The sequence below is a fragment of the Rhizobium sp. PP-F2F-G48 genome (genome assembly GCF_004342335.1).
Lineage (GTDB): Bacteria > Pseudomonadota > Alphaproteobacteria > Rhizobiales > Rhizobiaceae > Ferranicluibacter.
The window spans coordinates 44,058-58,385 of record NZ_SLVH01000012.1 but is presented as its reverse complement, the minus strand read 5'-3'; the positions used below and the strand labels follow the sequence as shown (position 1 = coordinate 58,385).

10 protein-coding genes are annotated in these 14,328 nt (G+C 63.5%); 8 read left to right on the top strand and 2 right to left on the bottom strand.

Annotated features, from left to right (window positions below; all coding sequences use genetic code 11):
* The first annotated feature begins 902 nt into the window (after nucleotides 1-902).
* From C8J36_RS21570 to C8J36_RS21560, 3 genes are all read left to right on the top strand, one after another.
* Nucleotides 903-3,179 carry an acyltransferase family protein gene (locus C8J36_RS21570; protein WP_348631373.1) on the top strand — a complete coding sequence of 759 codons (2,277 nt, stop codon included), beginning with the start codon at nucleotides 903-905 and terminating at the stop codon, nucleotides 3,177-3,179.
* Complete coding sequence (locus C8J36_RS21565; RefSeq protein WP_132537402.1) at nucleotides 3,176-4,768, top strand: GMC family oxidoreductase; 1,593 nt, start codon at nucleotides 3,176-3,178, stop codon at nucleotides 4,766-4,768. The genes C8J36_RS21570 and C8J36_RS21565 overlap by 4 nt, the downstream gene beginning before the upstream one ends.
* Before the next feature lie 112 nt (nucleotides 4,769-4,880).
* Nucleotides 4,881-5,693: an SDR family oxidoreductase gene (locus C8J36_RS21560; protein WP_132537401.1), complete on the top strand. Its 813-nt coding sequence runs from the start codon at nucleotides 4,881-4,883 to the stop codon at nucleotides 5,691-5,693.
* Nucleotides 5,694-5,769: 76 nt separating this feature from the next.
* On the opposite strand, the gene C8J36_RS21555 is transcribed toward C8J36_RS21560, so the two are convergent.
* Entirely contained in the window at nucleotides 5,770-7,041 is a 1,272-nt protein-coding gene (locus tag C8J36_RS21555) for a glycosyltransferase (protein WP_165915138.1), read from the bottom strand.
* Nucleotides 7,042-7,243: 202 nt separating this feature from the next.
* Between C8J36_RS21555 and C8J36_RS21550 the strand changes: the two genes are divergently transcribed.
* The 5 genes from C8J36_RS21550 to C8J36_RS21530 all read left to right on the top strand — a co-directional run bounded on the left by C8J36_RS21550 (nucleotide 7,244) and on the right by C8J36_RS21530 (nucleotide 12,828).
* Nucleotides 7,244-8,497, top strand: coding sequence for a polysaccharide biosynthesis/export family protein (locus C8J36_RS21550; protein ID WP_132537399.1), 1,254 nt, complete (start codon nucleotides 7,244-7,246; stop codon nucleotides 8,495-8,497).
* Between the two features lie 66 nt (nucleotides 8,498-8,563).
* Nucleotides 8,564-10,015 (top strand): hypothetical protein, encoded by a 1,452-nt coding sequence (locus C8J36_RS21545; protein WP_132537398.1) that lies wholly within the window; start codon nucleotides 8,564-8,566, stop codon nucleotides 10,013-10,015.
* Nucleotides 10,016-10,091: 76 nt separating this feature from the next.
* Complete coding sequence (locus tag C8J36_RS21540; RefSeq protein ID WP_132537397.1) at nucleotides 10,092-10,892, top strand: hypothetical protein; 801 nt, start codon at nucleotides 10,092-10,094, stop codon at nucleotides 10,890-10,892.
* Nucleotides 10,893-10,964: 72 nt separating this feature from the next.
* Nucleotides 10,965-11,828: an AAA family ATPase gene (locus C8J36_RS21535; RefSeq protein WP_132537396.1), complete on the top strand. Its 864-nt coding sequence runs from the start codon at nucleotides 10,965-10,967 to the stop codon at nucleotides 11,826-11,828.
* Nucleotides 11,829-11,841: 13 nt separating this feature from the next.
* On the top strand, nucleotides 11,842-12,828 hold the full coding sequence (locus tag C8J36_RS21530) for a glycosyltransferase family 2 protein (RefSeq protein ID WP_132537395.1): 987 nt from the start codon (nucleotides 11,842-11,844) through the stop codon (nucleotides 12,826-12,828).
* Nucleotides 12,829-12,853: 25 nt separating this feature from the next.
* Here C8J36_RS21530 and C8J36_RS21525 read toward each other — a convergent pair whose 3' ends face one another.
* Nucleotides 12,854-14,110 (bottom strand): glycosyltransferase, encoded by a 1,257-nt coding sequence (locus C8J36_RS21525; protein WP_132537394.1) that lies wholly within the window; start codon nucleotides 14,108-14,110, stop codon nucleotides 12,854-12,856.
* Nucleotides 14,111-14,328: the final 218 nt, after the last annotated feature.

Here is a 14,328-nt window from a genome sequence, read left to right as displayed (position 1 = left end):
CAAGCCATCATAAGCATCCCGTTCCACGCTGGATATCTGGTCCAGAGCGGTCCATTTTATTAGCCAAGGGCTGGATAAGCCGCAAACACAATATTCAAGCTAATGAAAAGAAATGATTTTTCCTTATTCCATTGGTCCATATTATAGACCATATGATCCGAGGTGAAGAAACGCGTCGCTGGGTGTTGTCCAGTCGCACGGTCTCATTGGTATATTCCACAAGGGACTTTTGGAAGGAAGGCCGCTCGTCGGACGCAATGCTGCAATGCAAAATGAGATGTGTCGGGACGGGGCAGCCAGTGTATTGTTGGAAGGACCCAAACAAGGATCCGTGTCATGACGCTGGCGAAGACGAAAAACAGCTCTGTATCTTTCCGCAAGGTCTGGGACGCAATCGTTCGCGCCCGTTCGACCGAAGCCTCGCGCCTCCTCCTGCAGGCAAACGAGCGTCGTCGCTAAGACCGACGAGCGCGACAACGGGTCTCCGATCCACGACCCTGCGATCGGTCAGCAGAAACGCTGCATCTTGGGCCTGTTGACGGGCCCCTGGCGGCTTTTCGCCTCGCAGCCTCGCTTTGCGAGATCGCAACGGGCGATGCGAAGCGTGTGGACCACGCCCTCATCGGGAATCGCCCTGCGGCAACGGCCGCGATATCCCTTTTACAGTCCGTTTCAGATCGAGCTTAAACAAGAGCCTCGACCTCCATCGACGTCTGCCCGCCCCTGCCTTCCCGGCATGAGGGCAGCGATGGATATCCCGACATCGGCTAAGAGCCTGTCGAAATTCGGCGTGGCAATCGTCTCCTGCCCAGACAATGCGCTCCGTCACCGGACTATCCGAAAGAGGTAGGCGTTCCACCATTGGCGGATAGGTCCTCCCATTTTGGCACGCGCCTGACGCATTGACAGAAAAACCGCGGCCGTTGCTTCATGCCCGAAGGTTGGCGCCGGGACGGAGCCGTGCGACGACGCGAAATCTAGGCGACATTCCATTGACCGACGCGCCCTTCACCTACAGGCATTTTTTGCGTAGCCTGGGATCATCCCCCGTCCAACGCGTCCACACCCGTGACAGCGGTCGAGACCATGCAGGCTATCGGGCGGAGATCGATGGCGTTCGCGCTTTGGCCGTCCTCGCCGTGGTTTTCTACCACTTCTCGATTCCCGGATTCGAGGGCGGGTTCGTCGGCGTCGATATCTTCTTCGTCATATCGGGATATCTGATCGGCGGCATTCTGTGGCGGGAGATGACGCAGACCGGCACACTGGCGCTCGGTGCGTTCTACACACGCCGCATCCGGCGCCTCGCGCCGGCCTTCGTGGTCGTCATGGCGACGACGATGGCTGTCGGCTACGTCGTGCTGCTGCCGTTCGAATTCCGCGACCTCGGCAAGTCGCTCGTGTCGTCGGTCCTCTATCTCTCCAACGTGAATTTCTTCCGCGCGGCAGGCTATTTCGACGGCGCGGCGGACCAGAAGATCCTGCTTCACACCTGGTCGCTTTCGCTGGAAGAGCAGTTCTATCTGCTGATCCCCGTCTTGATGTTCCTCATGCGTCGTCATCTCCACGCGCTGAAATGGGCGCTGGTCGCGATCTTTGCCGCGTCGCTGATCGCCTGCATCCTCGTCACGCCGATCTCCAGCACGGCAGCCTTCTACCTGTTTCCGTTCCGTGCCTGGCAGATGCTTGCCGGGGTGCTGCTGGCCATTGCGCTCTGCCAACGCCAGGCTCGGGGATTGCACGCAAGAGGGCCGAACACTTGGGGGCCGAAGACGTGGGGGTGGGGCACGGCGCGCGCCCTGCCGGCCGTTTCCTGGCTCGGCCTTGCGATGCTTGTCGCCTCCATCGTGTTCCTGCGGCCGGGTCCGGCCTTTCCGGGTGCCCTGGCGCTGATTCCCACGATCGGAACGCTGCTCGTCCTGGCCAATGGCACGCGCGACAACGCGGTCAACCGCTGCCTCTCCGCGCCGGTCTGCGTTTTCCTCGGTGCCATTTCCTATCCGCTTTATCTCTGGCATTGGCCTGTCCTCACGCTGGCGCGCTACGCCAATGGTGGACGCGCCGAGACGCTCACGGAGACGATCGTCTATCTCGCCGCGTCCCTTCTGCTTGCCACCGCGACCTATCTCTGGATCGAGCGACCCTTCCGGCGCCGGGGCGCACCATCGGGCGGACGCATGCTGACCGGGGCCGCCTTTGCGTCCGTCATGCTGCTTGTCGCAGGCGGCACCGCCTATCGTCTCGACGGTATGCCCGGCCGCTTCGATGCCTCGGCGCGCATCCATATCGACGCCTCGGCCGATTTCATCCAGGACTGGAGCCGTTGCAACGTTCCGGCGGATGGCCCCTTGCAGGGCGTCTCCGTCTGCCCGATCGGCCCGGATGGGCCGCCGACATTCCTGGTCTGGGGGGATTCCCATGCCCGTGCGCTCAGCCAAGGCCTGTCTCTTCTGGCGGACGAGAGAGGCAAGTCGGGCCTGTTGATCTGGCGCGCAGGCTGCCCGCCTCTGTTCGGCATCGAGAAGGTGGAAAGCGCGACCACGCGGCAGCAGGACCGCGACTGCACCGACGCCAACATCCGCATCCGCCAAGCGATGAGCCAGATGAAGGGGATGACCAGCCTGCTGTTGATCGGTCGGTGGTCCTACTACACCGAGGGCGGCGGCACGGGCATCGACGCGCAGAACACGATCACGTTGAAGCCGGGTGAAACGGCGGCCGCGACCGGATCTCCCGACCAGCGGCAGCTCTTTTCGAATGCGCTCGATGCCACGATCGACGAGAGCCGAAAATGGTTCCGGCAGGTCCTGGTTCTTCGCCAGATCCCTGAGATCGCGCGGTACGATTCCCGCGACGTGGCGCGCCGGATGGTTCTTGGCGGTGCGGATGCCGCGGCGCAGGCCGAGGCCCGCATGACGATATCGAGAACCGAGGTCGCAGAGCGTGTCAGCGTATCCGAGAGACCGTTCGAGGCGCTCGCCCGCGAGGGCAAGATCGTGTGGCTCGATCCCGTCGATCGCTTCTGCTCGGTCGCCATCTGCTCGGCGCTTCACGACGGCCGATCGTTCTATTTCGATAACAATCACATCACGAACGAGGCGGCCCGCAGCATCCGCCATCTGTTCGATCCGCTTCTGGAGGAAACCGTGGCGTCTGTCGCGAGGGGGAAGGGGCAATGACGTCTGATGTCGCCGGCAAGATCTGGGATGTGATCGTCATCGGGACGGGAATTGGCGGCGGGACGATCGGCCGCCGGCTTGCGGAAAAGGGATTGTCCGTCCTGTTTCTGGAAAAAGGGCCGATGGGCCCGAGGGCGGAGCAGCAATCGCTGCGCAGCGACGTCGAGGATGCCGCGGCCCGCAATATTCGCGGTTACTGGCCGACGCAGATCAGCGCGCGGATCGATGACCGGGAATCGCTGTTCTTCGGACCGGTCGGCTCCGGTGCCGGCGGCTCCTCCGCCTTCTATGCCGCGACCCTGGAGCGGCCGGAACGGCACGACCTGGAGACGACCGACGGCCGGGCACATCCGACGGGCGGCTGGCCGGTCGGTTTCGACAGTTTCGTGCCGTACTTCTCCGACGCCGAACGCCTCTATCATGTCTGCGGAACGGACGATCCGCTGTCGCGCGAGGCGGCCTCCGATCTGCGCCAGCCCCCGGCTCTGACCGCGGGCGACCGGACGATGATGGAGAACTTCGAACGGTCGGGCTTGCATCCCTACCAGATCCACATGGCGGTGCGGTTTCTGCCCGGCTGCCAGATGTGCTTCGGTCGCAAATGCCCGCGGCCCTGCAAGATGGACGGCCGCTCGGCCGGCGTCGAACCGGCGCTCGAAACAGGAAATGCCGCGATCCTCGACAATTGCGAGGTCAACGCTCTTCGCGGCAGCGCGTCCGAAATCCAGTATGTCGATGCGGTACGCAACGGTGAGGCGCTTCGTCTGCGGGCCCGACGATACGTTCTCGCGGCGGGCGGCCTCGGCTCTCCGCGCGTCCTGTTGAACTCGAAATCGGCCGACTGGCCGGAGGGATGTGCGAACAGTTCGGGCCTCGTCGGCCGCAACCTGATGTTCCACCTCACGGAGATGATCGCGATCTGGCCCGGCCGGCACGTGTCCTTCGCGGGGCCGAGCCGCGCGCTTGCCATGCGGGATTTCTATTTCGACAAAGGCCGGCGGTTCGGGTCTCTGCAGGCCATGGGCGTGGATGCCGCCTATGGCGAAATCGTCCATTACCTCAAGAATATCTTCGATCGCTCTCCCTTGCGCAATATCAGGCCGCTGCGCGGGATGCTGCGCATTCCGGCATTTCTGGCGGCGCGAGTGTTCGGCAAGGCCAAGGTTTTCGCGGGGATCGTGGAAGACCTGCCCTACACATTCAACCGGGTCCTTCTCGATCCCGTCGATCCCGCGCGCATCCGGTTCACCTACACCGTTACTCCGGAGCTTCAGGAGCGCCGCCGCGCCTTTCGCAAGCTGATCAAACGGAAGCTTCGCGGCAACAGATCGGTTTTCCTCACCTTCCGCCCGGAGCTGAACTTCGCCCATTCCTGCGGAACCCTGCGTTTCGGCGACGACCCGTCGACCAGCATTCTCGACCGCAATTGCCGTGCCCACGACGTGGGGAACCTCTATGTCGTCGATGCCTCGTTCATGCCGACCTCGCTCGGCATCAATCCCAGCCTCACCATCGCCGCCAATGCGTTGCGGGTCGCGGACCGCCTGGCGGAAGACATCGCCGCCACAGAAGCTCTCGTTACGGCATGAGCCTGCGGGAAGGGGAGGGTGGAGTGGATATGAAGCAGAATGAAGGGTGCCGGATGAGGCCGTCTTGTGTCGAGGCAGGAGGCCGGGGCGACCCGAGAGACAGGTCTCGTCGATGCTGAACCTCTATTCCGAACAGACGATCCGGGCTGAAGAGAGGCTCCCGACCGAGATCGCCGTCGTGACCGGCGCAGGGTCGGGCCTCGGCCGCGCCTTGAGCATCGAGCTTGCACGGCGTGGGGTGCTCGTGATCGGCATGGGACGGCGCGACCAGGCCCTGGAGGAAACCGGGCGATTCGTGGTTGCGGGACGGTTCGTGCCCGAGATCGTCGATATCCGCGACGATGCGGCCGTCACGCGGGCGTTCGCCGATATCGCCCGCCGGTTCGGCGACGTGACGATCCTGATCAACAATGCCGCCGTCCATGTGCGCCGGGATGTCCTTCAGGAGACCTATGAGAGCTTCATGGATTCCGTTCTGGTCAATCTGGGCGGCGTCGTCTCCTGCACCAATGCGGCGCTCGCCTCGATGATCCGGACGGGCACCGGGCGGATCGTGAATGTCGGAAGCTTTGCCGATCTCAGTCCGCAGCCAGCAAGTGCGGCCTACAGCGTGTCGAAGGGGGCTGCCCGGATCTTTTCGCAGGCGCTGGTGGCCGATCTCTCGGATCGCTTTCCCGATATCGTCATCTCGACATGGATGCCCGGCATTCTCGCAACCGACATGGGCCTGAAAGATGGCCTCGATCCGGCAGCGGCAGCGGCGTGGGGGGCGGAACTGGCCTTGTGGCGCGATCGCTCGCTGAATGGCGCGATCTTCGAGCAGGATCGCGAAGTGCTCGTCTGGCCATCGCTGAAGCGCCGCCTCCTCAACAAACTGCTGATGCGGCCGGCACCGCGCCCTCGCGTGCTCTCCCGTACTGCCTGACGCCACCCTCCCTTGAGAGTGGACAAAGGGGCGATGGCGTCATTCAAACGCGTTGAAGCCTGCTTCACTCGGCCGTCTACACGGCCTGTTCGGTGTACCCCCGGACATGCTCCCGGGTCCATTGCTGCCGGCGCGCAAGCCAGATGGGCTGCGTGTTCGCCCGCGCGAACGCAACCGCATTCGATGTCATCTCCGCCAGTCGCTCGCGGTCCTCCGCAAGCGCCGCGATTTCGCCGGCAAGGCTCTGCGCATCCGGCCACGTCGCCAGCGCGACCGCGCCGCTCTGTTCGGCGAGACCCGTAAAATAGGCGATGTCGAAAGCGACGATGGGCAGGCCGCGCGCCATGGAATCGAAGGCCGAGCGCGGCGTGTCTTCCCGCAAGGGCGTCGCGAGCGATGCGTGGCAATCGGCCAGCGCAGCAAACAGCGGTTCGCCATAGGCAACCGATGGCAGCATCGTCACGACCGTCTGCAGGCCGGCGTCCTCGATCTGCCGGCAGAGCGCTTCGCGGCACGGGCCGTCTCCGATGATCGAAAGGCGTATGTCGAGGCCCCGCGCGCGCAGGATGCCGACCGCTTCGATGGCCTTGTCGACACCTTTATAGGGCACAAGCCTGCCGAAATAGGCAAGCTTCAGCGGCGTTCCGGGCTGACGCAGGCTTTTCAGGCGGCTTTGCAACGCGGTATCGGACAGGATGTGCTCGCTGGCGTGAACCGTATCCAGAAAGTTCTTCACATGCGCGCGGCCCTTGCCGAAATCCCTGACCAGTTCGGGGCTTTTCAGAAGAACCAGATCGCACAGCCGGGGTGCCAGCCACAATTGGGTCCAGCGCATCGGATCGTGAAAGAGGCGATTGGTCAGGTAATTTTTCCGGCTCCACACGCCGAGCCGCCGCAGGCGCCAGGTGTTCATGCGAAAATCGATATCGACGATGAAGAGAACGGGCTTTCCCATGCTCCACGCCGTGACGTTGACCATGGCCATGAACGGCCGCCAGATGTCGGAGGACATACCCGAATGGACGATGCCGGCATGCCGCAGCGTGGACTTGATTTCCCGCAGCAATCGTGCTGCGTGCCGCGTCCAGAACACGCGCGGCGAGACATTTTCCGGATATGCGGTAATGAAGGAAACCCCTGATGTTCTCTTCATTTCAGAAAGAGACAGTCTATTCCGGGCATAGGCCTCGTCGCTCATGGCCGGACAGATAACAACGATCTCCGAAAAGCTCTTGTCTATACTCGATATGAGTTCGATCAGATGATGGGAATAGGCGCTTTCGACTGCCCATGTATCTGTATCGATCCGGTAGACCGAACCCTGAAGCGCGATGACATAGGATTTCATCTTGGAATGTACCTGTTCAGGGTGACCGGGCATGGATGTGTCAAGGGCATGTGCCGTCTGCTCGTTCATGGTCTGCCCTTGCTCTTCCGTGCGTTCCGTCTACGCCATTATGCGTTATTTTCAGATGTCGCAGAAGTTCCTACCATGATCCCGGTCCTACACCCTTGGGTGAGGTTTCCAAGGTTCTGATCCGGAGCGCGGCATGCGTTGGCTTTCGACATTCATCGGTCTTCTCTCCCTCTTCGTCGCGACGTCGGTCGTCGCGCAGGAGCCCTATCGCCTTCAGCCCGGCGACACTGTCGAGATCTGGGTGGCCGAAGAGGAAGATCTGCGGCGTACCGCGGTGATCGGCCCTGACGGATCGTTCTCATTCCCGCTTGCCGGGCACGTGAAGGCCCAGGGCATGACCGTCGAGGAGCTGGAAACCGCCCTGCGCCAAAGGCTGGCCGGCTACTACAAGGATGCCCTCAGCCTCACGGCGATGCTGCAGGCCAACACGGCGGCGCAGCCCACGGTGTTCATCGCGGGAGAGGTCTCCACCCCGGGCGAATATCGTTTCCGCGACGGCATGACGGTTCTTCATGCGGTCAGCCTGGCCGGCGGCCTCTATCGTCAGGCCATCCCGCCTGCGGATCAGGACCGGGCCATTCTGGTCGAACGGGACATCAAGCTTGCCGAAAACCGTCTCGACGAGCTCGGCGTTCTCACGGCGCGCCTGCAGGCCGAGCTCGACGGGAAGACCGTGGTCGTGACCGATCAGGTATCCCTCGACAGCCCGCTGCTGGCGCAGGAGCAGAAAGTTCTCGACGATCGCCATTCCCTGCAGTCCGACCAGGAGGCACGGCAGCAGGAGGCCGTCGCCATGCAGGGACGCATCGCCGCCTCGGCGCGCAGCGAACTCGAAACGGTCCAGCAGCGTGTCGTGCTTGCCCAGAAGCGGCTCGACAGCACGACCGAGCTCGTGGCCAAGGGTGCCGCGCAGGCGGTGCGCCAGTTCGAGCAGGAGAGCGAAGTCGCGACGCTGCGTGGCCTCGTCAGCGAGCTGACCACGGGTCTGTTGACGGCGGAGCAACTGGCGACGACCGAGGTCGCGACATTCGAACGGGAGCAGAAGGAACGCCGCACGCAGCTGCATGCGGAGATCGTCGCCGCCCAGCGGGAACAGTCGGCAACGCGGGCGCGGCTCGCCGACAGCCGCTCGATCCTGTCGATCTATGCCGAGCGGCAGGTCCGCGACGGGCCGGTCGTGCCGCAGCTGGCGCTTTACAGCATCGTCAGGGCAACGGGCGGCGAGATGCGCGAAATCGCCGCGACCGAGATGACGCCGATCCTGGCCAACGACCTTGTCCGCGTCGTCTACAGGCCGGCCTTGAGCGGTCCGCCGGCAGATCCGTCCGTCGCGGAGGCTGACAGGGTGGGGCTTCTCACGCTCGGCGGCAACGAGATCTCGCAATAAGCCGGCATTTCTTCAGACGACAAAAACACTTCATTCATAGGACGGTTCGGGGGCGATAGACGGGTGATGTCGAAACTCATAGTGCGCAATATCCAGTATTATCTCGATCTTCTGCTGTTGAAGCCGATTTACGCGATCGTCCCCGCCGTGATCGCGGCGTTCCTCGGCATCGTCATCGTCTTCACGATGGATCGGGCCTATTACGCCGAGGGCCTGATCGTCATGGAGGTCCAGCAGACGCCCACGGCCCTGTTGTCGCCCACGGTCTCCAACGAGCGGCTGCAATTCATCGAACAACGGGTGCTCGCGCGCGAAAATCTCCTTTCGCTGGCCAAACGCTTCGATCTCTTTCCCCAGGTCCGAGACACCATTACCGATACCGAACTTGCCGACCTGATCCGCAAGCAGATCACCTTCGCCAGCACCATGTCGGATCCTTCGACGCAATTCGCCAGCAATACGTCGGCGAGGATCGGCTTCAAGTACAGCGATCCGGACGTCGCGGCGGCCGTTGCCGAGGCACTCGTGCGCATGGTCATCGACGACGGCAAGCGCATCCGCGTCGGGCGTGCGTCCGATACGGTCCGCTTCCTCGTCCGGGAAGTCGGCGGCCTGACGGAGCAGTTTCAGGCGCGTGAACGGGCCTGGGCCCAGTTCGTGTCCGACAATAGCGACGCAATGCCCGGCAGGATGCCGACACTGCTCGGTGAGATCCAGGACAAGAAGCGCGAACTGACCGAGCTGGACACGACGATCTCGCGGTCGCGCGACGATCTCAGCCTTCTGGAGGCCCAATTCCGCCTCGGCGTCCGGCAGGCCGATGTGACGACGCGTCAGCGCACACAGATCGCGGCGCTCCGGACGGAGCTGACCGAGCGCCTGCTGACCTATTCGGACAGCCACCCTGTGGTGCGGGGCCTGCGCCAGCGTCTCGACGCGCTGGAGCGGCAGGCCTTGCAGCCGGTGGCACCGGATGGCGACATCCGGTCGATCGACCGGTCGGGCCTGACGCCCGAACTGGCTTTGACCGCAGATCAGATCGATCTTGCCCGGCCGCGACTGGACGCTCTGCAGGCGCAGCGCCGCACGCTGTCGGATCGTCTTGCCGCATTGGAGGCGACGGCCGCACGCGGTTCCGATGTCGAAACGCGCCTCGGTGCCATACAGGTGGAGCGCGAGGGCCTGCAGCGCAACCTCGACGAGATGAACGCCAAGGTGGATGCCGCGCGGCGCGGCGAACGTATCGAACAGGACGATTCCGCCGTCAACATCCAGATCATCGAGACACCCGAGGTTCCCCGATACCCGACGGAACCGCGGCGGCTGAAGATGCTTCTGGGCGTTGCCTTTGCGGCGCTCCTCGCCGGCGCAGCCGGTGTCTATGTCGCCGACCTTTTCAGCCCGACCATCCGCGGTGCCTTCGACCTGACCACTGTGCTGGAGGGGCAGACCCTACTGATGATACCTCGCTGGCCCGACCAGTCCGGACGCCCGGCGGCGGGCGAGGGATACGCCTGACGACCACGCAGAATGGCCCGGAAAGAACAGCGCCGGGCTCGCATGAAAATTTAACAGACAACGCGAGGCGGGACTCATGGACACCATCACCAAGGCGCTGGCACGGACGAAGAGAGCGTCCGATGCGATCGATCTCAACCTGTTCAAGTCGCCGACGTCCGTCGACGGACGACTGCCCGAGATGCGCGCGCCGATGCCGGACGCGGAGTCCGACTTGCTCTCCCTCCATCGTCTCCGGTCGCAGCATCTCGTCGCCTTCGACAGTGGCGATCCCGTCACGCGTCTCTACGACATGCTGCGCAATCAGCTCGTGAGCCTGGGGATCGGACCGAAAAAACCGGTGGTGGCCGTGGCCGCGCCGACCAGGGGTTGCGGCACCACGATCACGGCCGTCAACCTTGCTCTGAGCTTCGCCCGGATGCCGGGCGCCAATGTGCTTCTGATCGATGCGAACGTCGGATCGAACGCGATCGGCCGGCTTATGGGCCTGCGGGCCATTCACGCTCCGGACGGCACCATGGGAGCGCCGGCGGCCGGACTGCGCAGGGTCGGCGTCGGCAGCAGCCATCTCCATATTCTCTCGATACCGGCAGCAGAGCGTCCGAGCGGCGGCGTTGCAACCGAGGAGACGTTTCGCGTCGAGGAAATGATCGACCAGGCGCGGGAGAGACTGCGCCCGAGCGTCGTCATCGTCGATCTGCCGGCGATGCTGACGAACGACGGCAGCGCGGCGCTCGTGCAGCACGCGGATGCCGTCACGCTCGTCCTTGCCACCCGGGAAACGAAACTCTCCGATATCGAGGTCTGCAAGACCTATATCGGTGCCGGCAAGGCGACCATGTTCGTTCTGAACAAATGCGGGAAACACGGCTTCTGACCAGCCGCCCCTAACGGCGCATCGGCGCCGGAGACACGATCTTCGAAACGCCTCATGCTGCGGAGCGGTTGAATGTATGAAAGCTACTATGGGCTGAACGAGAAGCCGTTTTCGATCATTCCCGATCCGAAATTTCTCTATTTCAGTCCTTCGCATCTTATGGCTTTTTCGATGCTGGAATACGGGATCATCAATCAGGCCGGGTTCACCGTCATCACCGGTGCCATCGGATCGGGCAAGACGACGCTCGTCAATCATCTCCTGGCAAGCATGCAGGGGGAAGCCCGGATCGGGTTGATATCCCATACGCCCGCCAATTTCGGCAATCTGCTGGAATGGATCCTCATGGCATTCGGACAGCCGTTCGAAGGGGCATCCTATCCGGCACTCTACAAGCGCTTCTGCGACTTCGTGGCGTCGGGCGACAGGCCCGGCAGCCGCGTCGTCCTCGTGATAGACGAGGCGCAGAACCTTCAGATCGACCGGCTGGAGGAACTGCGGATGCTGTCCAACATCAACCGTGACAGGATGATGATGCAGCTCGTCCTCGTCGGACAGCCCGAGTTGCGCGACATGCTGCAGTCCTCGGGCATGGTGCAGTTTGCCCAACGTGTCTCCTCGGACTTCCATTTGCCGGAACTGGAGGCGAGGGAGGCCAGCAAATACATCAATCACCGGATACGGGTTGCCGGCGGCCGTCCCGAGCTCTTCTCCAATCCGGCCAAGATGATGCTGCATGAGGAAGCGCGCGGTGTTCCCCGCATCATCAATGTTCTGGCCGATCGCTGCTTGGTCTATGCCTATGCCAAATCGGCGAAGGTGGTCAGCTCCAGCATCGTCCGCAAGGTTCTGATCGACCGGCAACGGCACGGGATTGCCGCGCGTATTCCGCGCCTTCCCCTCGCTCCCGCCGCTTACAACCCGATGGAAACGTGAGGAGGCACCGCCGATGCAGGTCGAGCCCACATTGGCGGTCGTGATCGTGAACTTCCGGACGGCCGATCTTGCGATCGACTGCCTCGCCTCCCTGGCCGTGCCGGGAACCGTTCCCGAAAAGACCCGGATCGTGATCGTCGACGCCGTTTCGGGCGACGGTTCGGCGGAGAAAATCGCCGCTGCGATCGCGGAGCGGGGCTGGGCCGGAAACGTCGATTTCCGCGCGCTCGACGTCAATGGCGGTTTCTCCTACGGCAACAATCGCGCCATCGACCATGCGCTCGAGGCGGGGCGGCCGGACTATGTGCTGCTCCTCAATCCAGATACCGTGGCCCGGCCCGGGTCCATCCGCAGCCTTGTCAGCTTCATGGAACGGCATCCGGCTGCAGGCATCGCCGGAAGCCGGCTGGAGGATCCCGACGGGACGCCCCAGGCCTGCGCCTTCCGGTTTCCGTCTTTGGCAGCGGACTTCGAAAGCGAAGTCCGGTTCGGTCCGGTCACCCGTCTCCTGCGCCGCTGGCAGGTCGCCCCGCCGATGCCCGATACGCCCGCGCGGATCGACTGGGTTTCCGGCGCCTCGATGCTCGTGCGCTACGATGTTTTCGAAGAGATCGGCGGGCTCGACGAGGATTACTTCCTCTACTACGAAGAGGTCGATTTCTGCCGGCGCGCGGCAAAGGCCGGTTGGGAATGCTGGCATGTCCCCGCAAGCCGTGTCGTTCACCTGGTCGGGCAGGCAACCGGGGTCACACTGCGCGATCGTCGTCCGGCCCGTCGCCCGTCTTACTGGTTCAACTCCCGCAGACGCTACTATCTGAAGCATCACGGTGCGGCCTATCGGTTGATGGCCGACACGGCCTGGGTCGTCGGCCATGTTCTGTGCCGGATGCGGATGTTTCTGGAGGGGAAACGCTCGGGCGGACCACCGAAACTGCTGGGCGACTTCATCCGTCACGCCAGCCCGGTGACGACGATCGATGGTGGCAAGCCCCGGCGTTGATGATGTGCCGGGCGGTGCGGATCTGTCAGACCGCCTGCGCGGTCGCGCCGGCGGGAAGGGGGCGTTTCGCGGGCGATCGTGTCTTCTGTGATACCGCAAACAGGCCCTCGAGCCGTTCGGCCGACACGGCGATGTCGTGGCGTTCCAGCACTCTGAGGCGACCGGCCATGCCCATGCGGGCCAGCTCCTGCTCGCTCGCCGTCAGGGCTGTGCGCATGGCATCCGCGAGGCTCTCGACGTCCCCGGCCGGCACGAGCCACCCGGTCTCCGGAGTCACAAGCTCGGGAATGCCCGCGACATAGGTCGAGATCGCAGGCCGCATCAGCGCCATGGTCTCCATCAGCACGACGGGGAGGCCTTCGGCAAAACTCGGCAGCACCATCGCCCTCGCCCGCGTGATTTCGCGGCGGACCTCGTCCTGGGAAAGCCAGCCGGCGAGGATCACGGTCTTTTCGAGCGACAGACGGGTGATCGTGCGTTCCAGCTCATCCTTCAACGGCCCGCCGCCAACGAGGACGAGCTGGAAGGCAACGCCCGCATCGCGCAGGCGCGCGGCCGCCTCGACCAGCAGCATCTGCCCCTTCTGTTCGCAGAGCCGGCCGATATTGACGAGTCGAAGCTCGGTGGACGGTTCGCTTGCCGGTTCGCGGCGATAATCTTCGTCGATGCCGCAGGGAACGATGTGGATCTTCTGCCAGTCCTTTGCCGGAATCCAGCGCATGAGCTGGCTGCGGCCGAACGAGCTGATGGCCACGACGAAGGCGGCCTTTTCAGCCTTTCGCGACAGGCCGAGTTCCTCCGGCCTGTCGAATTCCTCCGGCCCGTGGACCGTGAAACTGAAGGGCGTACCGCTGATCTCGTGGGCGATGGCCGCAACCGCGGCCGGGTTCGTGCCGAAATGGACGTGAAGATGGGCGATCCCGTCGTCCCGGCACCAGCGCGCGAGAAGGATGGCCTCGCCCAGACAGATCAGGTGCTTCACATAGCCGTTTCGCGCGCTTCGGGCGAGGCGAAGCGCCGATGCGAACGCTGCGACCAGACCTCTGGGATGATAGAACAGTGCCTGAAGGCTGGCGGTCAGGAACGCGACGATGCCCGCCCGGAGAAGATGGCGCGTCAGCCGCGCCTCCGAAAGATCGTCCGCGTCCTTCAACGCAACGGCCGACGGGCGGATCGCATACCGGTCGACCTCATGTCCGCGCGCCTCAAGGGCTGCGATCTCCCGGCGGATGAAGGTATGGCTCGGTGCGGGATACTGGTTGGTGAAATATCCGATGCGCATGGAGACCACGATCCTTGAGACCCGGGACGGGGAGAGCCGGAGAGGGAAGAGACACGTTAAGCGCCCAGTATAGGATCAGCGGCGGTTATCCGACGAACTAGACAAAAGGGGAGGTTGACGGCCGCAGGCTCCATCGAAAGGCGCCGTTTACAAGGCGCGCGGTGCTGCCATAGGAGAATAATGGACCCCGTCCCTGCAAGAGGGCTGCGGAGACGCGA